This window comes from Bordetella genomosp. 7 (genome assembly GCF_002261415.1).
Taxonomy (GTDB): Bacteria; Pseudomonadota; Gammaproteobacteria; order Burkholderiales; family Burkholderiaceae_B; genus Bordetella_A.
In genome coordinates this window covers 431,849-450,008 of sequence record NZ_NEVI01000014.1, presented here as the reverse complement: position 1 = coordinate 450,008, position 18,160 = coordinate 431,849, and the positions used below count along the sequence as shown (strand labels likewise).

Annotated in this window: 18 protein-coding genes; 13 read left to right on the top strand and 5 right to left on the bottom strand. The window is 64.8% G+C overall.

All coding sequences use genetic code 11. The annotated features are described in order from the left end of the window. Positions 1-151 precede the first annotated feature (151 nt). Together CAL18_RS09080 and CAL18_RS09075 are read left to right on the top strand one after the other, a co-directional pair. On the top strand, positions 152-1,702 hold the full coding sequence (locus CAL18_RS09080; protein ID WP_026641232.1) for a PLP-dependent aminotransferase family protein: 1,551 nt from the start codon (positions 152-154) through the stop codon (positions 1,700-1,702). A 74-nt stretch (positions 1,703-1,776) separates the two neighbouring features. Continuing rightward, positions 1,777-2,847 (top strand): tartrate dehydrogenase, encoded by a 1,071-nt coding sequence (locus tag CAL18_RS09075; protein WP_026641231.1) that lies wholly within the window; start codon positions 1,777-1,779, stop codon positions 2,845-2,847. A 91-nt stretch (positions 2,848-2,938) separates the two neighbouring features. Here CAL18_RS09075 and CAL18_RS09070 read toward each other — a convergent pair whose 3' ends face one another. Next, on the bottom strand, positions 2,939-3,796 hold the full coding sequence (locus CAL18_RS09070) for a DMT family transporter (protein ID WP_026641230.1): 858 nt from the start codon (positions 3,794-3,796) through the stop codon (positions 2,939-2,941). Positions 3,797-3,856: 60 nt separating this feature from the next. On the opposite strand from CAL18_RS09070, the gene CAL18_RS09065 reads away from it, so the two are divergent. Continuing rightward, on the top strand, positions 3,857-4,801 hold the full coding sequence (locus CAL18_RS09065; RefSeq protein WP_094796727.1) for a DMT family transporter: 945 nt from the start codon (positions 3,857-3,859) through the stop codon (positions 4,799-4,801). A 65-nt stretch (positions 4,802-4,866) separates the two neighbouring features. Next, the gene (locus tag CAL18_RS09060; RefSeq protein ID WP_026641228.1) at positions 4,867-5,856 is read left to right on the top strand and encodes a quinone oxidoreductase family protein; all 990 of its coding nucleotides are present in this window, start codon (positions 4,867-4,869) and stop codon (positions 5,854-5,856) included. 93 nt (positions 5,857-5,949) lie between these two features. Here CAL18_RS09060 and htpX read toward each other — a convergent pair whose 3' ends face one another. Beyond that, a complete protein-coding gene (gene htpX / locus CAL18_RS09055) occupies positions 5,950-6,831 on the bottom strand; it encodes a protease HtpX (protein ID WP_026641227.1) in 882 nt (293 codons plus the stop codon). A 145-nt stretch (positions 6,832-6,976) separates the two neighbouring features. Between htpX and CAL18_RS09050 the strand changes: the two genes are divergently transcribed. Both CAL18_RS09050 and CAL18_RS09045 read left to right on the top strand, forming a co-directional pair. Continuing rightward, a complete protein-coding gene (locus CAL18_RS09050) occupies positions 6,977-7,831 on the top strand; it encodes a DMT family transporter (protein WP_026641226.1) in 855 nt (284 codons plus the stop codon). A 20-nt stretch (positions 7,832-7,851) separates the two neighbouring features. Further along, positions 7,852-8,703, top strand: a complete 852-nt coding sequence (locus tag CAL18_RS09045; RefSeq protein ID WP_026641225.1) for a sulfurtransferase — start codon at positions 7,852-7,854, stop codon at positions 8,701-8,703. Positions 8,704-8,795: 92 nt separating this feature from the next. Here the strand turns inward: CAL18_RS09045 and CAL18_RS09040 are convergent, their stop codons facing one another. From CAL18_RS09040 to CAL18_RS09030, 3 genes are all read right to left on the bottom strand, one after another. Further along, on the bottom strand, positions 8,796-9,950 hold the full coding sequence (locus CAL18_RS09040; RefSeq protein WP_026641224.1) for an aromatic ring-hydroxylating oxygenase subunit alpha: 1,155 nt from the start codon (positions 9,948-9,950) through the stop codon (positions 8,796-8,798). Positions 9,951-10,075: 125 nt separating this feature from the next. Continuing rightward, entirely contained in the window at positions 10,076-11,080 is a 1,005-nt protein-coding gene (locus CAL18_RS09035; RefSeq protein WP_094817703.1) for an acyltransferase, read from the bottom strand. A 149-nt stretch (positions 11,081-11,229) separates the two neighbouring features. Further along, a complete protein-coding gene (locus CAL18_RS09030) occupies positions 11,230-12,195 on the bottom strand; it encodes a Bug family tripartite tricarboxylate transporter substrate binding protein (RefSeq protein WP_026641222.1) in 966 nt (321 codons plus the stop codon). Between the two features lie 108 nt (positions 12,196-12,303). Between CAL18_RS09030 and CAL18_RS09025 the strand changes: the two genes are divergently transcribed. The 7 genes from CAL18_RS09025 (at position 12,304) to priB (ending at position 18,124) form a co-directional block, all read left to right on the top strand. Continuing rightward, positions 12,304-13,134 (top strand): IclR family transcriptional regulator, encoded by an 831-nt coding sequence (locus CAL18_RS09025; protein ID WP_094796725.1) that lies wholly within the window; start codon positions 12,304-12,306, stop codon positions 13,132-13,134. Between the two features lie 82 nt (positions 13,135-13,216). Further along, complete coding sequence (locus CAL18_RS09020; RefSeq protein WP_026641220.1) at positions 13,217-13,483, top strand: exodeoxyribonuclease VII small subunit; 267 nt, start codon at positions 13,217-13,219, stop codon at positions 13,481-13,483. Between the two features lie 4 nt (positions 13,484-13,487). Next, positions 13,488-14,399 (top strand): polyprenyl synthetase family protein, encoded by a 912-nt coding sequence (locus CAL18_RS09015; protein WP_094796724.1) that lies wholly within the window; start codon positions 13,488-13,490, stop codon positions 14,397-14,399. Between the two features lie 8 nt (positions 14,400-14,407). Next, positions 14,408-16,294, top strand: coding sequence for a 1-deoxy-D-xylulose-5-phosphate synthase (dxs, locus tag CAL18_RS09010; RefSeq protein ID WP_026641218.1), 1,887 nt, complete (start codon positions 14,408-14,410; stop codon positions 16,292-16,294). Positions 16,295-16,416: 122 nt separating this feature from the next. Then, positions 16,417-17,214, top strand: a complete 798-nt coding sequence (gene folE2, locus CAL18_RS09005) for a GTP cyclohydrolase FolE2 (protein WP_026641217.1) — start codon at positions 16,417-16,419, stop codon at positions 17,212-17,214. 172 nt (positions 17,215-17,386) lie between these two features. Beyond that, a complete protein-coding gene (rpsF, locus tag CAL18_RS09000; RefSeq protein WP_026641216.1) occupies positions 17,387-17,764 on the top strand; it encodes a 30S ribosomal protein S6 in 378 nt (125 codons plus the stop codon). A gap of 36 nt (positions 17,765-17,800) precedes the next feature. Beyond that, positions 17,801-18,124 carry a primosomal replication protein N gene (gene priB / locus CAL18_RS08995; protein WP_026641215.1) on the top strand — a complete coding sequence of 108 codons (324 nt, stop codon included), beginning with the start codon at positions 17,801-17,803 and terminating at the stop codon, positions 18,122-18,124. Positions 18,125-18,160 lie beyond the last annotated feature (36 nt).

The window sequence follows — 18,160 nt, the reverse complement described above, 5'->3', positions numbered from 1 at the left end:
GCCTGGGCACAACAGTGGCAAGTGACGGTAAGTCCGGTTGCATGGTTTTCCCCTTGGCATTTTTTGGACATTTTCTGCTTGCGCTGAAGCAGCGTATCGAATATTTGGTACTCTCAATAGGTCCAAATCGTTTTTAGTTTCTGGTGCCACTTTGAAAGAACTGATTCTGTCCGAGTGCTTGCTACAGCGATTGGAGCGTCGCGCAACGGTGCCCTTGTCCAGGCAAATCTACGACATTCTGCGTGGATTGATCCTGAATGGCGATGTGCCCGCGGGCACGAAGCTGCCGGCCACGCGGGCGCTGGCTGTCGACACAGGGTTATCCCGTAATACGGTGCTGCATGCGTACGACCAGCTGACCGCCGAGGGGTACCTTGTGTCGGTATTCGGAAGTGGCACCTTTGTTTCGGATACTGTGCCCGTGGTGCCGCAGCCACCCGAAGCCGAGCGGCCGGCCGGGGCCGCGCCGGCCCCGCATTTTGCGCTGTCGCGGCGCGGCTCGCAGCTGGTGCACGAAGCCTCTGCCTCGGACCGGCAATGGGGGGCGTTCGTGCCAGGCGTGCCCGACGTGGCGCTGTTCCCGCGCGCGGTGTGGGCCCGGCTGCAAGGGCGGCGCTGGCGCCAGTCGACGCCCGAACTCCTGACCTATGCACACGGGGCGGGATACCTGCCACTGCGCCGTGCGCTGGCCGAGCACCTGCGGCTGTCGCGGTCGGTAAAGTGCGAAGCCGACCAGATCGTCCTGACCAGTGGCATTCATCAGTCGCTGAGCCTGCTGGCCCGTCTGCTGGGCGACTACGGAAACACCGCCTGGATGGAAAACCCGGGCTACTGGGGCGCGCGCTCGACGTTGATGGCATGCGGCATCACGCCCGTGCCGGTTGATGTCGACGACGAAGGCATGGCGCCCAGCGCCGAGCAGATGCGCGATCCACCGCGGTTTATTTTCGTGACGCCATCGCACCAGTATCCGTTGGGCATGGTGATGAGCCTGGCCCGCCGCCGCATGCTGCTCGAATATGCCCATACGCGCGGCGCGTGGATCATAGAAGACGACTACGACAGCGAATTCCGCTTCGACGGCCGGCCGATTGCCTCATTGCAGGGGCTGGACCAGCACGATCGGGTCCTGTACCTGGGTACGTTCTCGAAAACCCTGTTTCCCGGGTTCCGGCTGGGGTACATGCTTTTGCCCAAGCCCCTGGCCAGTCACATGGCGACGGGATTGTCGGAGCTGTACCGGGAAGGGCGGCTGATGGACCAGGCGGTGTTGGCCGATTTTATCGAAGGCGGCCACTATGCGAGCCATATCCGCCGCATGAAGCAGCGTTACGCGGCGCGGCAGGCGCTGCTGCGTGAAGCCATCACGGCGCGCTTCGGAGCCGACTGGCCGATATCGACGCATGAAGCCGGCCTGCACCTGGTGATGCATTTGCCCGATGGCACCGACGACCTGGGGATTTCCATTGCGGCGCGTACGCTGGGCCTGCACGCGCGACCGCTGTCCCGTTACTATGCCAGCGAACGCGACGCCCGGCCGGGCGTGCTGCTGGGGTATGCGTGCGTGCCTGACGAGGAAATCCGGCCGTCGTTCGACCGGCTGGTACAGGTGATCACACCGGCGCTTGAACACGTGCAGCGCTCGCAGCGGCGGCCGGTGTACAGCGATAAACTGAACGCCGAGGCATGGAGCGGCGCGTGATGAAGGCGTGATACATATTCCCTACGTCCTTGCCGGCAGGGCCGGGCAGGGCTGACCTTTACTGGAGAACATCGGTGGCAGGAAACCAACACAAGATCGCAGTCATTCCCGGCGATGGCATCGGCAAGGAAGTGGTGCCCGAAGGCTTGCGCGTGCTGGACGCCGCGGCGCGGCGCTTCGGCATCAATTTTCAGTGGGACCACTTCGACTGGAGCTGCGATTACTACGCCAAGCACGGCAAGATGATGCCCGACGACTGGGCCGCGCAGATCGGCGGCCATGAAGCCATCTTCTTCGGTGCCATCGGCTGGCCGGACACGGTGCCCGACCACGAGGCGCTGTGGGGGTCGCTGTTTCGCTTCCGGCGCGATTTCGACCAGTACATCAACCTGCGCCCCGTGCGCCTGATGCCCGGTGTGCCATCCCCGCTGGCCGACCGCAAGCCCGGCGACATCGACTTTTTCATCGTGCGCGAGAATACCGAGGGCGAATATTCCAACAGCGGCGGAAAGCTGTTTGCGGGCACCGAGCGCGAGGTCGTCATCCAGGAAAGCGTGTTCACCCGGGTGGGCGCCGACCGGGTGCTGAAGTTCGCGTTTGAACTGGCGCAAAAACGCGGCAAGCACCTGACCGCCGCCACCAAGTCAAACGGTATTTCGATTTCGATGCCGTGGTGGGACGAGCGCGTGGCGGACGTGGCCGGCCAGTATCCGGATGTGCGCTGGGACAAATACCACATCGACATTCTGTGCGCCCACTTTGTGCAGCATCCCGACTGGTTCGACGTGGTGGTGGCGTCGAACCTGTTTGGCGATATTCTTTCCGACCTTGGCCCGGCCTGCACCGGCACCATCGGCATCGCGCCTTCGGCCAACCTGAACCCCGAGCGCAAGTTCCCGTCGCTGTTCGAGCCGGTGCACGGTTCGGCGCCCGACATCTATGGCAAGGGGATTGCCAATCCTATCGGCCAGATCTGGAGCGGTGCGCTGATGCTCGATTTCCTGGGCTACCCGCAGGCCTCGCAGGCCGTCGTGGCGGCCATCGAAACCGTGTTGGCCGAGGGCCCGCGCACCCGCGACATGAAGGGCACCGCGTCTACGGCCGACGTAGGCAAGGCCATCGCCGAGGTGGTGGCAGCCGGCTAGGTGCGGCCGGCTAGGTGCGGCCGGCCAGGTGCGGCCGGCCAGGTGCGGCCGGCGAGGTGCGGCCGGCGAGGCGCGGGGCGCCGCAAACAGATCAGTGCGGCGCCTTGCGCAGCCCCGACCACACGATGGCCGCCACGATAAGGGCAGCCCCGGCCGCCATGCGCAGTGTGGGCTGCTGCGCAAACAGCATCCACGCGAAGGCGATGGCATAGACGGGCTCCAGCGCTATTACCAAGCCGGCGCTTCGCGCATTCAGGCGGGTAAGGCTGGACACGAAAAAGAAATGGGACAGCCCCGTGCAGAAGATGCCCAGCAGGGCAAGCCATAGCCAGTCGAGCGCGGGCAGCATGGGCAACTGACTGGCCGCGAAGGGCAGCATTGCCAGCACCACTACGATATTTTGCCCGCAGGCCACTTGCATGGGGTCGAGCCCCACCGTGGAGCGCCGGTTGGTCAGCGCTAGCAGCGCGAACGACAGGCCCGACAGAAGTCCCCATGCCAGCCCGACGGTGCCTTGATCGGCGAAGTCGAACGAAGGCGTCACCAGTACCAGGCCGGAGGTGACCAGCGCCAGCAGCAGCCATTCTGCCATGCGCACGCGCTCGCGAAACAGCAGCGCCTCGAACAAGGTGATGAAAGCCGGGAAGCTGGCGAAGCCCAGCGTGGCGATGGCGATGCCGCCGGTTTTTACCGAAATGAAGAACGTGACCCAGTGCGCGGCCAGCAGGCCGCCGGCGACGATCAGCATGAACAGCTGCGCTGGCGTCAGGGCGCCGAACAACGGGCGGCGCTGCATGCGCGCAAAGCCGGCCAGGGCCGCCACCGCGAAGGCGGCGCGGCCCAGGGTGATTACCGCGGCGCTGGCCTGGATCAATTCGCCGAACACGCCGGTAAGCCCGAAGAGCACGGCGGCAAAATGGATGTAAACAAGGGCGCGTTGGCGTGTCATGGAAGCAGGAAGGCGGCGTGCCGCGCCCCGGACGGGCGGCGGAAAATATAAAATCATCGCATGAATCGCCCCGCCAGGTATTGGCCCACGACCGTCGTCTCGCCCCGTATATTGGGTTTCATCCTGGCCACGCTGGGCGCCGTGCTGTTCGCGGCCAAGGCGATTGTGGTCAAGCTCACGTACCGGTACAACATCGATGCCGTCACCCTGATCGCGTTCCGCATGCTCTTCGCGATGCCCTTTTTTGCTGCCGTGGCCTGGCGCGAATCGCGTCGGGCGGCAAGGGGCGAACTGCCGGTGCTGACGCGGCGTGAACGTGCCCAGCTTTGCCTGCTGGGCCTGCTCGGGTATTACCTGTCCAGCTTTCTGGATTTCCTCGGGCTGCGCTATGTAACCGCGAGCCTCGAGCGGCTTATCCTGTTTCTGTCGCCTACGCTGGTGGTGCTGCTTTCGGCCTGGTGGCTGAAGCGCCCGGTATCGTCGCGGCAATGGGTGGCCATGCTGGCGTCGTATCTGGGCGTGGTGCTGGTATTCGCCCAGGACCTGAGGCACGGCGCCGGTTCCCACGTGGCGCTTGGGGCTTTCTTTATTTTCGGATCGGCGCTCAGCTATGCTGTGTACCTGATCTGCACGGGTGAGCTGGTCAAGCGGGTAGGGGCGACACGCCTGGTGGCGTACGCCATGCTGGTGTCGTGCCTGGCCTGCATCCTGCAGTTCTTCCTGGTTCATCCGCCCGCCACGCTGGTTCAGCCGGCGGGGGTGTATGGCTATTCCCTGATTCATGCCACGCTCAACACCGTGCTGCCTGTGTTCATGCTGATGTGGGCGGTGGCCCTGGTCGGCGCGCCCACGGCGTCGCTGCTGGGCATGGTGGGGCCGGTGTCGGTGCTGTTCCTGGCGGCGTGGCTGCTCGACGAGCCCATTACCGTGTGGCAGCTCGCCGGCACCGCCCTGGTTCTGTTTGGAGTTTTTGTGCTGATGGGGCGCGGCGCCGGCAAAGGCTGAGCCGGGCACGGGCCGCACCTGCGTCAAGCATGGTTGTCTTGAGGTTCAACACATAAGGAGGCCGCATGGCCAGCAATCTCGTCAAAGCTATCCGCATCGAACAACATGGCGGTCCTGAAGTCCTGAAGCTTGTCGACGTCGAGGTTCCTCCACCAGCGTCAAATGAAGTCACCATCCGGCAGCATGCCGTCGGCCTCAATTTCATCGATATTTACTATCGCACCGGTTTGTATCCGCATGCCCTGCCGCATGGGTTGGGTTTCGAGGCGGCGGGGGTGGTAGAAGCCGTGGGGGCCGACGTAACCAGCCTGAAGAAGGGCGACCGGGTCGCTTACGGCCAGAGCCCGATAGGCGCGTATGCCCAGGCGCGCAACGTGCCTGCCGCACAGGTTGTCAAGCTGCCCAAGGGGGTCAGCTTCGAAGACGCCGCCGCGCTGATGCTCAAGGGGCTGACCGTGCAGTACCTGTTCCGCCAGACCTACCGGCTGCAGGGGGGCGAAACGATTCTGTTCCACGCAGCCGCGGGCGGCGTGGGCCTGATCGCCTGCCAATGGGCCAAGGCCCTGGGCGTGAAGTTGATCGGTACCGTCTCCAGCCCCGAAAAGGCCGAAATTGCCCGCGCCCACGGAGCGTGGCAAACCATCGACTACTCGCGTGAAAACGTGGTCGAGCGCGTGCTTGAACTGACAGGGGGCAAGAAGGTGCCCGTGGTGTACGACGGGGTGGGCAAGGACACCTGGGAAGTTTCCCTGGACTGCATCGAGCCGCGCGGCTTGATGGTGAGCTTCGGCAACGCTTCCGGGTCCGTGACTGGCGTCAATCTGGCCACCCTGAACCAGAAGGGCTGCCTTTATGTCACGCGCCCGTCGCTGGGGCTGCATGTGAACACGCCCGAAAAACTGAACGCGGCCGCGGCCGAGATGTTCGGCCTGGTGCAGAAGAAAAAGATCAAGGTGCGTATCGACCAGCGCTACAGCCTGGCGCAGGCAGGCGAAGCCCAGACTGCGCTGGCTGCGCGCAAGACGACCGGCGCCACGATCCTGACGGTGGATTGAAGTGGCCGGGGCGGCCAGCCCGCCCGGGAAATGAATACGGGCATGCAGCGCGCTGCATGCCCGTACTTATTGGTATCGGCCGTGCCGGTGTGCTTACGCCACGCGCATTTGCTGCAAGGCGGCGATGCGCGAGGGAATGGGCGGGTGCGAGGCAAAGATCGCGGCCAGCCCGCCCTTGCCGGCGATACCCGAGGCCTCGAACGATTTGGGCAGTTCTCCCGCTTCCAGGCCGCCCAGGCGCGCCAACGCCCGAATCATGGGTTCGCGCGAGCCCATCAGCTGGGCCGAGCCGGCGTCGGCACGGTATTCGCGCTGCCGCGAGAACCACGCCACGATGATGGAGGCCAGCATGCCGAAGATGATTTCACAGACCACCACGGTGATGAAGTACCCCGCGCCCACGCCGCGCTCGTTGCGGAACACCGTGCGGTCGATAAAGTAGCCGACCAGCCGCGCCAGGAACACCACGAACGTGTTGACCACGCCCTGGATCAGCGTCAGCGTGACCATGTCGCCATTGGCGATGTGCGCGACCTCGTGGCCCAGCACCGCGGCCACTTCTTCTTCGGTCATGCTGTCGAGCAGCCCGGTGGATACGGCGACCAGCGAGTCGTTCTTGAATGCGCCCGTGGCAAACGCATTGGGAGGGCCGTCGTAGATGGCCACTTCGGGGCGGCCGATGCCGGCGCGGTCGGCCAGCTGGTGCACGGTATCGACCAGCCAGGCCTCGCGATGGCCTTGCGGCGCGGCCGGGTCGATGACGCGCGCGCCGGTGGACCATTTTGCCATGGGCTTGCTGAGCAGCAACGAAATGATCGCGCCGGTAAAGCCGATGACGGCCGACAGGATCAGCAGCGCCTGGATATCGATGCCCTGCGCGGTGATGTAGCGGTCGACACCCAGGATGCGCAGGGTGGCCGACAGCACGACCAGTACGGCCAGGTTGGTAATGACGAACAGGAAAACGCGTTTCATGCTTTTCGGGGTCCTTTGCGAGCAATGGCGCCTTTTTTGACCGGCGCGGGGCACAGCGGTTCCCTCGCGCCCGCAGGCGTTCCGGAGCGGGAGTATAGTATCGCTTTCCCCTATTTCAGTTCTTCTTTCGTTACCTGGCCCCTCGATGCAGGCTCTTTGGATGTTGGTGGCGTCCGCCATGTTCGCCATGATGGGGTCGTTTGTGAAGCTTGCCACAGAGCACGGCGCTTCGCTTCCCCAGATCGTACTGTTTCGCGGCTTCCCGTCGGTTGTGCTGCTGCTGATATGGGCCCGCGCGGCGCGCCAGTCCATTGTGCCGACCAGCTGGCGGTTGCACCTGTGGCGCAACCTGTCGGGCGTCACGTCCATGTGGCTGGGGTTTTTCGCCATATCGCACCTGCCCCTGGCCACGGCCACCAGCCTGAACTACACCGCGCCGCTGTTTATCGCCTGCTGGATGCTGGGGTGGGGCGGGGCGCAACGCGACCCGGTGCGCATTGCGGCCGTCGCCCTGGGCTTTCTGGGGGTAATCGCCGTGCTGCGCCCCAGCATCAACCCCGACGAATGGCTGGCTGCGGCCCTGGGCCTGACTGCCGGCGCCATGTCGGCGGTGGCCATGATGCAGATCCGCCAACTGGGCCGCATAGGCGAGCCCGAATGGCGCACAGTGCTGTTCTTTTCGCTGGGCGTATGCCTGAGCAGCACCGTGGGCTTGCTCATCGAAGGCTGGGGCCACGCCGACCTGCTGGGCTATGCCGCGCTGATCGGCGTCGGCATGGCGGGGCTGTTCGGCCAGCTGGCCATGACGCGCGCCTTCGGCGTCGGCTCGGCCCTGTTGACGGCGGCGTTGCAGTACTCCACGATCATATTCGCCGCGCTCCTGGGCATGGGCTTCTGGGGGGACCATCCCGATGCCCTGGCCTGGGCCGGCATGGGCCTGATCATCGCGGCCGGCCTGCTGTCGGTATGGCGCACCATGCGCATGCCGCCCGAAACTTGAGCATTTCCGTAGGAGCTTGCATGACCCACACGCTGATATCCGCCGCCGCCCTGGCCGAACGCCTGCAGTCGGGCGGCCTGCGCGTATTCGATGTGCGCCACGATCTGGCCGACCATGCCGCGGGCCGCCTTGCCTTCGAGCAGGGCCACATTCCGGGCGCCCGCTACCTCGACCACGAAACCGAACTGTCCGCGCCCCGCACCGGCACCAACGGCCGCCATCCGCTGCCGTCCCGTGATGATCTGGCCGCGCTGATGCGCGCGCACGGCGTGCAGCCCGATACACTCGTGGTGGCGTATGACGCCAGCGCGGGCATGTTCGCTGCGCACCTGTGGTGGATGCTGCGCTGGCTTGGCCATGAGCGCGTGGCGGTGCTGGACGGCGGCTGGCAGGCATGGGTCGCTGCCGGCCTGCCCATCAGCACCGAACCTGCGGCCCCCGGTACGCCGGCGGCGGCGGCGCCCCTGCCTGCGCCATTGGTCGAAACCGTAGATGCCCAGGCGGTGCTCGCCAATCTGGCGCAACCGGCCTTCACGGTGCTTGATGCGCGGGCGGCCAACCGCTACCGGGGCGAAGTCGAGCCCATGGATCCGGTTGCCGGGCATATCCCCGGCGCGCTCAATCGGCCCAATGGCGAAAACCTGCAGGCAGATGGCCGCTTCAAGCAGCCCGAGCAGTTGCGGGCCGAATTTGCGAAGCTGCTGGGAGATCGCGATCCGCGCGCAGTCGTGCATCAGTGTGGCTCTGGCATTACTGCGTGCCACAACCTGCTCGCCATGGAAATCGCCGGCCTGTCGGGCTCGCGCCTGTATCCGGGCTCTTGGAGCGAGTGGTGCAGCGATCCGGCACGACCGGTGGCGCGCGGCGCATAGCACGCCAGCGGGCAGGGCGGCGCGCTGCGGCGTGGGCGCGCGCATAAAAAAACGGCCGCCGCGGCGGCCGTTTCGGTCGGGCGTGACCAGAGTCAGTCCTGGTGGGGCTCCTGCATGACGCGCCGATACCATTCATGGAAATGCTGCATGCCGTCTTCCATGGGCGACTGGTAGGGCCCGGACTCGTTGACGCCGCGCAGCATCAACGCCTTGCGGCCGGCGTCCATGCGTTCGGCGATCTCGTCGTCCTCGATGGCGGTTTCCATATAGGCCGCACGCTGCGCTTGGACGAATTCGCGCTCGAATGCCACGATTTCCTCGGGGTAATAGAACTCCACCACGTTGACGGTTTCTTGCGGGCTCTTCGGATAGAGAGTCGACAGCACCAGCACGTGCGGATACAGCTCGATCATGTGGGTGGGGAAGTACGTTACCCATACCGCGCCGAAATCCGGCGCGTCGCCAGCCCGGTAATCGAGCAGTCGATCGTGCCATTGCCTGTAGACGTCGGAACCGGGCTGCGCCAGCGCCTTGTGCACGCCCACGCGCTGCAGGCTGTACCAGTCGGAGAATTCCCAGCTCAGGTCGTCGCAGGTGACGAAGCGACCCAGGCCCGGATGGAAGGGGCCGACGTGGTAGTCCTCGAGATAGACCTCGATGAAGGTCTTCCAGTTGTAGTTGCACTGGTGCACTTCAACGTGATCGAGCACATAGTCGCCGAAGTCGAACTCGGGGCGCGCAAAAAGCGGGGCCAGGTCGGCTGCGGGGTCGCGCGGGCCTTCGAACAACAGCCCGTGGCAATCGCGCAGGCGGAAGCGCTGCAGGTTCATGCAGGGAGTCGATTCGAACTGCGGGGCCCCCAGGAGCTCGCCACGGTTGTTGTACGTCCAGCGGTGCAGGGGGCAAACGATGTTGCCCCCGGTTTCCTTGAGGTTGCCATGCCCGGCGGTATGACTGGTGACATTGCCTGCGTGTCCGCCCAGCATCACGGCCTGGCGGTGGCGGCAGACGTTCGACATCAGTTCGACGCCCTGGGCATTGCGCACCAGCACACGTCCGCCGTCTTCGTGCGGCAGAGTGCGCCAGTCGCCGATTTCGGGAACCAGCTTTTGGTGACCGACGTACAACGAGGATTGCTTGAATATGAGTTCTTGCTCGCGCTGGAAGCGGGCTTCGTCAAAGTATGCGCTGACGGGGAGCTGGGTGCGAGCCGGCACGACATGCGCCATCCGACCAATGTCGGTCATGATTCCCTCCGCTCGGATAAAAAAGCCAGGACGGCAGAGTTTCCGTTCTGGCGCGAAGAAAAATCGGGCTGGCCGATCAAACCGTGAATTGTACCCTATCCCTTATTTCCCGGGACGGCATTTGGCTAGACCAGGCGCCGGGTCATGGGGTGGCGGCGCAGCAGCCAGCTGCTGGCCGCCGAAAGCGTGAACACCGCCACCGCCAGCAGCGGCACATTCCAGGCGGCGCCTGTCGCGTGCGGCGTGCCGGCGAGGTCGGCCAGGTCCAGGAACAGCGGATGGATCAGGTACACCCCGAAGGTAAGAGGGGCCAGAGCAGAAAGCGTGGGCAGCCGCGGCGTGTCGAGGATAAGCTGGAACGCGGCCAGCGACATGAACGGCACCGTGATGCTGAAGTAATCGTAGAAATACAGGTTCAGTTGCCCGCTTTCCGACAGGGTATACACGCCCCATGCCGTGGCGAACACGCTCAGCGCCAGCATCAGTGCGGGCTGGGGCACGCGCAGTTCGCCCTCGTAGATCATGCGGCCGGCCAGAAAGTATCCCAGGTAGGGCAGGAACCAAGTCAGGAAGAAGCCCGGGCCCACGCCCGCCGCCTGGCGATACAGGGCATCCAGGATGGCAATGCCCAGGACGGCCGATACCCACAGGCGGCGCGCCGCGGGTTGGCTGCGCTGGTATAAGGCGCGCACCGCCGGCGCGAACAGATACAACCCCACGATCATATACAGGTACCAGAGGTGGTAATAGGGAGCGCCTTCGGCGATCTTGCGAGGCCAGAACGACACGTCGATGCGGCCGTCGTCCCACCAGTCGAGCAGGGTGCGCCAACACAGATAGAACAGTGTCCAGAATACGAGGGGGGCGCAGATGCGCATGGCGCGCTTCTGATAGAAGCCGCGCGCGTCCTGTGGGCGGCTGCTGTCCAGCAGCAGTGCGCCGCTGACCATGACGAACACCGGCACACACCAGCGCACGGCCGAGTCGTACAGGTTGGCTGCCAGCCAATCCGTGCTGCCGAAGGCCCCGGCATCGGATACCGGCTGCGCTGCGCTGTGCAGCATCACTACCGCGAACGCGGCAATCCAGCGCGCAGCGTCGAGGCGGTCGGTGTCATGCGGCGTGGGCATCTGCGGGCGGCTGGTCCGGAGTCAGGGAAAACCCAGCTTAGCTGCGCGCGCAGGCCCTCGTGTTTCGAACCGTTAGCCCGGGCGTGCAAACGCAATCGGACCGCGCCCCCGCACCGGCCGCGGGGGCATTTGGTTGCAAATGAAGAAATTTACTGGCGTTCGAGCCCGGCCTGTTGCACCAGCTTTTCGATCACGGGCTGCTCGCTGGAGATTTGCCGGGTGAGCTCGCTTGCCGTGCCGGAACGCGGCTCGATGCCCATGTTCAACATTTTCTGGCGCACTTGCGGGTCTTGCAAAGTGGTCACCAGCGCCTTTTGCAGCGTTTCCAGCACGTCTGGCGGCGTGCCGTGCGGCGCCACGAAACTGAACCAGGCGGTCAGGTCGAACGCGGGATAGCCTTGTTCCGACATCGTCGGAAGATCGGGCAGGGTGGCCAGCCGCGACTTGCTCGTGATGCCGTACACCTTCAGCTTGCCCGCGTCCACTTGGGGCATGCCGGTAGCCACCATGTCGAAGAACAGGTCAACGTCACCGTTGATGACAGCCGGCAGGGCCTGGGTAGCCCCCTTGAAAGGCACGTGCAGCAGGTCGATGCCGGCTTCTTGCTTGAACAGTTCACCGGCCAGGTGCGACGACGTGCCTGGGCCGAAGGTGGCGAAAGTCAGGCTGCCGGGCCGCTGCTTGGCATGAGCGACAACATCTGCCGTGCTCTTGAAGCCATGCTTGTCATTGGCCAGCAAGACCAGCGGGCCGATGCCCACCATGCCGATCGGCGCGAAGCTGTCGGGGTCGTAAGGCAGGGACTTATACAGGAAGCGGTTGGTCACTAGAGTGGAGTTGGTGGCCATGAGCAGTGTGTATCCGTCGGGCGCCGCGCGGCCGACGTAGGCGGCGCCGATGGTCGTGCCCGCGCCTGCCTTGTTCTCGACGATGATGCTCTGCGCCAGCGCCTTGCTCATGCGGTCGGCCAGGATGCGGGTCAGCACATCGGTGGCGCCGCCGGCGGGAAACGGCGAAACGATGGTAATGGGCCGCTCGGGATAAGCGGCGCTGGCCGTTGCGGCAGATACCGACAAAACGAGTGCAGCGGCAATAGTGGTGAGGCGTTTAAACATGTTTTCCCCTGAAGCTGTCATGGACGTGAAAGTCGACTTCTTGTAAATTTCGTGGATCGAAATTTAATTTTGTTGACCGAAACAAACTATAAAAACGAACGGATTCCTATGCAAGCCCCTTTCGATCGATCTGCCGCCGGCACAGCCGGCACATCCCTGAGCGGACCGGCGCGACGTCGTCGCGGCGACAGCCCGGGGCGCGGAGCGCCCGAGTTCATCGAGGCGCTGGCGCGTGGCCTGGACGTGTTGCGTTGCTTCGGTCCCGCAGCGGCCAGGCTGGGCAACCAGGACATTGCCGGGTTGACCGGGCTGCCCAAGCCCACGATCAGCCGCATTACCTACACACTGACCGAACTGGGATATTTGCGATACCACGCCGACAGCGGCAAATATTCGCCCGGCTATGGCGTGCTGGCCCTGGGCTTCGGGGTGCTGGCGGGGCTGGAGGTGCGGGAGCTGGCCAGGGATTCCATGCTGCAGCTGGCGAAAGCCACCGGAGCGGCGGTTGCCTTGGGCGCCTTCGACGGCGACGCCATGGTGTATATCGAGGCGATACACGGGTCGTCCGAGCTGTATCTGCGCCTGCCGGTGGGGTATCGCGCCAGTTTCAACAGTGCCATGGGCCGCGCCTATCTCGCAGCGCTGCCCGGTTCGCAAAGGGACGAATTGCTTGGCCGCCTGGGCCAGGCCGCGCCCGATGCGGCGGTTGTGCGTCAGGCGGCAGCCGACCTGGCCGCTACCGGCTGCTGCTTTGCGATTGGCGGCTGGCGCGCCGATATCAATGCGGCCGCGGTTCCGTTTCCGTCCGTAACGGGGGAGGGGGTGTTTGTCGTAAGCTGCGGCGGCCCGTCATCGTTGCTCCCGGCCGATGCCCTGCGCGAACGCGTAGCCCCTGCGCTGCGAGACGTGGCGCGGCAATTGTCCGGGCATCGCCCCTGAGCGGCCGCCTGCGGCAGGCCGCTGGGCCCAGCATCGTACAATTCGGGGATTAATCTATTTATCCCCGCGCACGGAGCCCTGTTTGGCCAATTCTCCGCACACTGATCCTCAGCAAGACGACCGCCCTTTGCCCCAGGACTTCGAAACCGCCCTGGCCGAGCTCGAATCGCTGGTGGCGGCCATGGAAAATGGATCGTTGCCCCTTGAACAGTCGCTGGCGGCCTATCGGCGCGGCGTCGAATTGACTCGCGTCTGCCAAGAACGTCTTGCGCAGGCCGAGCAGCAGGTCAAGGTGCTGGAAGACGGCCTGTTGCGGCCACTGGATCCGCGCGCGCTAGACGACGAATAAGCGCATGAAGCAAAAACACGTTGCATTCGCCGACTGGCTGCACGAACGCGCGCAGCACATCGAAGCGGTGCTGGACGAATGCCTGCCGCCCGCCGACGCGCTGCCCTCGCGCCTGCATGAAGCCATGCGCTACGCCGTGCTGGGTGGCGGCAAGCGTGTCCGCGCGGCCCTGGTCTATGCCGCCGGGCATGCCTGCCCCGTCAACGGCAGCGCGATAGCCATCGAAGCCTCGCTGGACCGCGCCGCGGCAGCCGTCGAATTGATACACGCCTATTCGCTCGTCCACGACGACTTGCCCTGCATGGACGACGACACGCTGCGGCGGGGCCGCCCGACCACGCACGTGCAGTTCGACGAGGCAACCGCAATGCTTGCCGGCGACGCGCTGCAACCGCTTGCCTTCGAGCTTCTGGCGGACATGCCCATTGCGCCGGCGCTGATCGTCCAGGCCACGCAGGCGCTGGCCCGGGCTGCGGGCAGCCAGGGCATGGCGGGCGGGCAGGCCATCGACTTGCACAGCGTGGGGCGTGCGTTGTCGCGCGACGAACTGCAGACCATGCACAGCATGAAAACCGGCGCGATGCTGGCCTGCAGCGTGGCGCTGGGCGGCATCGTGGCGGGCGCAAGTTCCAACACCCGGCTGGCCCTCGACAACTACGCGCAGGCCATCGGCCTGGCGTTCCAGGTGGTCGACGACATCCTCGACGTTACCGCCGACAGCGCCAGCCTGGGCAAGACGCCGGGCAAGGATGCCGCCGGCAACAAGCCAACCTACGTATCCTTGCTGGGGCTCGATGACGCCCGCGCGTTGGCCGAAGAGCTGCGCGTGTCTGCGCACACTGCCCTGGTTCCGCTGGGCGAGGCCGGCTCCATGCTGGCCCGCCTGGCCGATTACATCGTACTCAGAGACCGCTGATAACGAGCATGACGACAGAATTTCTGGACCGCATCCAATCGCCGGCCGACGTGCGCCAGCTAGACCGTCGCGAGCTCAAGGCCCTGGCCGACGAGCTGCGCGGCTTTGTGCTTGAGTCGGTCTCCAAGACCGGCGGCCACTTGTCGTCCAACCTGGGCACGGTGGAACTCACCATTGCCCTGCATCGCGTTTTCGACACCCCGCACGACCGCATCATCTGGGACGTCGGGCATCAGTCGTATCCGCACAAGATCCTGACGGGGCGGCGCGCCGGCATGGCCAGGCTGCGCCAGGCCGGCGGCATATCGGGCTTTCCCAAGCGCAGCGAATCCGAGTACGACGCGTTCGGCACGGCCCATTCGTCCACCTCGATCTCGGCCGCGCTGGGCATGGCGGTCGCGTCGCGCAACATGGGCGTGCAGCGCAACCACATTGCGGTGATCGGCGACGGAGCCATGTCTGCGGGCATGGCTTTCGAGGCCATGAACAACGCCGGGGTCACGCCCGACATCAACCTGCTGGTGGTGCTCAACGACAACGACATGTCGATCTCGCCGCCAGTGGGCGCATTGAACCGCTATTTTGCGCGCCTGATGTCCGGCAGGTTCTACGCCGCGGCCAAGAATGTGGGTCGTGCCGTGCTGCAGCATGTGCCGCCGGTGCTCGAACTGGCGCGCCGCTTCGAAGAACACGCCAAGGGCATGGTCACGCCCGCCACGCTGTTCGAGGAGTTCGGCTTCAATTATGTGGGCCCCATCGATGGCCATGATCTCGATGCCCTGATCCCCACGCTGCAAAACCTGAAGGCCTTGCAGGGCCTTCAATTCCTGCACGTGGTCACCCGCAAGGGGCAGGGCTACAAGCTGGCCGAAAACGATCCGGTGCTGTACCACGGCCCCGGCAAATTCGATCCGGCCGTCGGCATCGAGCAGGGCAAGGCGCCGGCCCGCAAGACATTCACGCAGGTGTTCGGGCAATGGCTGTGCGACATGGCCGAACGCGATGCGCGCCTGGTGGGCATCACGCCAGCGATGCGCGAAGGCAGCGGCATGGTGGAATTCGAACAACGATACCCGCGCCGCTATTTCGATGTGGGCATTGCCGAGCAGCACGCCGTCACCTTCGCGGGCGGGCTGGCCTGCGAAGGCCAGAAGCCCGTGGTGGCGATTTATTCGACCTTCCTGCAACGCGGCTACGACCAGCTCATCCATGATGTGGCGCTGCAGAACCTGGACGTGACCTTTGCGCTGGACCGCGCCGGCCTGGTGGGCGCCGATGGCGCCACCCATGCGGGCAACTATGACATCGCCTATCTGCGGTGCGTGCCCAACATGGTGGTGGCTACGCCGTCGGACGAAAACGAAGCCCGCCTGTTGCTGTCGACCTGCTACGAGTATCCGGGTCCCGCGTCGGTGCGCTATCCGCGCGGCGCCGGCTGTGGCGCCGAGGTATCGGCCAGCCTGGACACCGTGCCGCTGGGCAAGGGCGTGGTGCGCCGGCAGGGCGGCGACATCGCCATCCTGGCCTTCGGCACGTTGTTGCAGCCCGCGCTGGCTGCGGCCGAGGCGCTGGGTGCCACGGTGGCCGACATGCGTTTCGTCAAGCCCATCGACCGCGAACTTATCCTTGAACTGGCCGCCAGCCATCGCGCCCTGGTCACCATCGAAGAGGCCGCCATCATGGGCGGCGCAGGCAGCGCGGTCGCCGAAGTGCTCAACCAGGAAGGCGTCAGCGTGCCGATGTTGCAGTTGGGCCTGCCGGATCGGTTCATCGATCACGGAGATCAGGCCGCGCTGCTGGCCGGTGTAGGCCTGGATGCGGCAGGTATCGAGCGATCGATCCGCGATCGGTTCGGAAATGCCGGCCGCGACGAGGTACAGAAAACGGGGCCATAGAGTTGCCAACCTACTAGTAGGAGGGTTTTCCACACCCTGCGCAGTTCTTTTCGGTAATAATGGCTCCGCTAACATATTTCAGGGCATAGCACTTCGTCCGTTCCGCCCTGACAGGTAACTTTATGAATTCTCCGATCGATCCCGTCCTGGTCATGCCCGACGTCCAAAGTTCGGCTGACACGCGACATATACCCATTCAGCGCGTCGGCATCCGTGGCGTGCGGCACCCCATGCTCGTGGCGGGGCCCGATGGCGCTGCCCAGCCTACGGTGGCGACCTGGACGCTTACGGTGGCCTTGCCGGCCGAAGAGAAGGGCACCCACATGTCGCGGTTCGTGGCGCTGCTCGAGAAATTCCGCAGCGTGCCCATGACGCCGGCATTGTTCGCCGACATGGCGCGCGAGATGCTGCCGCTGCTGCATGCAGAGCGCGGCGACATCACCGCGGCGTTTCCGTATTTCGTCAACAAGTCGGCTCCGGTGTCCGGAGTGCAGAGCCTGCTCGACTACGAAGTGCAATGGATTGCCCGCGCCGCGGGCGACCAGGTCGAATTCGAACTGGTGGTGCAAGTGCCGGTCACCAGTCTGTGCCCGTGCTCCAAGGCCATCTCCGAATACGGCGCGCATAACCAGCGCTCGCATGTCACCGTGTCGGCCATCCTGAATGGTGACGTTGCAATGGATCGCATTATTCGCCTGGTTGAAGACGAGGGCTCGTGTGAACTCTGGGGGCTGCTCAAGCGGCCCGACGAGAAGTTCGTCACCGAGCGTGCCTACGACAATCCGAAGTTCGTCGAAGACCTGGTGCGTGACGTGGCTGCCCGGCTGGCCGCCCACCCGGGCGTGGCGCGCTATCGCGTCGAGGCCGAAAACTTCGAGTCCATTCACAATCACTCGGCCTACGCCGTCGTCGAGGGCTGACGCAGCACGCGGCGCCTGGGCCGCCTACTTGCATGTCTGGCCGTAACAGGCGATAATTAAAGGCTTTCTTGCTCGATCACCCCATTTCAGGGTGGCGGGCTGCCCCTTGCGGGCCGGTGGCGGCGCTTTGCGCGGCCCTGCACCCGCAGGACATCCACAAGGAGTTTTACCTATGCGTCACTACGAAGTAGTGTTCATTGTCCATCCGGACCAAAGCGAGCAGGTGCCCGCCATGGTCGAGCGCTACCAGTCGCTCGTTACCGGCCAGGGCGGTACGGTGCACCGCCTGGAAGACTGGGGTCGCCGTCAATTGGCCTATCCCATCCAGAAGCTGGTCAAGGCCCATTACGTCTGCATGAACATCGAGTGCGGCCAGGCCACGCTCGACGAGCTCGAGCATTCGTTCCGCTACAACGACGCCGTGCTGCGCCACCTGGTCATCAAGACCAAGAAGGCCCAGACCGCTCCCTCGATCATGATGAAGTCGGTCGAGCGCGAAGAGGCCCGCAAGGCAAGCGCCGAATCGTCGGCGCCGGCCCAGGCCCAGTAACCCCGCGCCGCTGCTTTACCACCACGCTCCGGCCGGATGAATACCCTGGAACTGAGCGCCCGCGTTCTTGAATGCGAGCCTTTGCGCCATACTCCTGCCGGCGTGCCAGTGCTGGAAATGCTGCTGGCCCACGAATCGGAAGTCGTCGAAGCGGGGCATCCGCGCCGCGTCGAACTCACGATTACCGCCGTGGCCCTGGGTGATCTGGCGCAATTGCTGACCGGCATCCCCTTGGGGGCCGAACTTCAGGTGCAGGGCTTTCTGGCCGCTGCCCGCAAAGATTCGGTAAAGGTCAAGCTGCACTTGCAGCGGGCCCGTAAAACCGGCGGCAGCGCAGGGCACGATCCACTGGTGGGATGACGGCATACCGGAACCAGAAACAGATTCCGGGCCCGC

Excerpts from the sequence above, each read along its gene's own strand:
- htpX (WP_026641227.1), bottom strand. The coding sequence starts at position 6,831 with ATGAAACGCGTTTTCCTGTTCGTCATTACCAACCTGGCCGTACTGGTC.
- priB (WP_026641215.1), top strand. The coding sequence starts at position 17,801 with ATGAATACCCTGGAACTGAGCGCCCGCGTTCTTGAATGCGAGCCTTTG.
- CAL18_RS09050 (WP_026641226.1), top strand. The coding sequence starts at position 6,977 with ATGCAGGCTCTTTGGATGTTGGTGGCGTCCGCCATGTTCGCCATGATG.
- CAL18_RS09060 (WP_026641228.1), top strand. The coding sequence starts at position 4,867 with ATGGCCAGCAATCTCGTCAAAGCTATCCGCATCGAACAACATGGCGGT.
- CAL18_RS09065 (WP_094796727.1), top strand. The coding sequence starts at position 3,857 with ATGAATCGCCCCGCCAGGTATTGGCCCACGACCGTCGTCTCGCCCCGT.
- dxs (WP_026641218.1), top strand. The coding sequence starts at position 14,408 with ATGACGACAGAATTTCTGGACCGCATCCAATCGCCGGCCGACGTGCGC.
- CAL18_RS09045 (WP_026641225.1), top strand. The coding sequence starts at position 7,852 with ATGACCCACACGCTGATATCCGCCGCCGCCCTGGCCGAACGCCTGCAG.
- CAL18_RS09035 (WP_094817703.1), bottom strand. The coding sequence starts at position 11,080 with ATGCCCACGCCGCATGACACCGACCGCCTCGACGCTGCGCGCTGGATT.
- CAL18_RS09030 (WP_026641222.1), bottom strand. The coding sequence starts at position 12,195 with ATGTTTAAACGCCTCACCACTATTGCCGCTGCACTCGTTTTGTCGGTA.
- CAL18_RS09025 (WP_094796725.1), top strand. The coding sequence starts at position 12,304 with ATGCAAGCCCCTTTCGATCGATCTGCCGCCGGCACAGCCGGCACATCC.
- folE2 (WP_026641217.1), top strand. The coding sequence starts at position 16,417 with ATGAATTCTCCGATCGATCCCGTCCTGGTCATGCCCGACGTCCAAAGT.
- CAL18_RS09015 (WP_094796724.1), top strand. The coding sequence starts at position 13,488 with ATGAAGCAAAAACACGTTGCATTCGCCGACTGGCTGCACGAACGCGCG.
- CAL18_RS09040 (WP_026641224.1), bottom strand. The coding sequence starts at position 9,950 with ATGACCGACATTGGTCGGATGGCGCATGTCGTGCCGGCTCGCACCCAG.
- rpsF (WP_026641216.1), top strand. The coding sequence starts at position 17,387 with ATGCGTCACTACGAAGTAGTGTTCATTGTCCATCCGGACCAAAGCGAG.
- CAL18_RS09070 (WP_026641230.1), bottom strand. The coding sequence starts at position 3,796 with ATGACACGCCAACGCGCCCTTGTTTACATCCATTTTGCCGCCGTGCTC.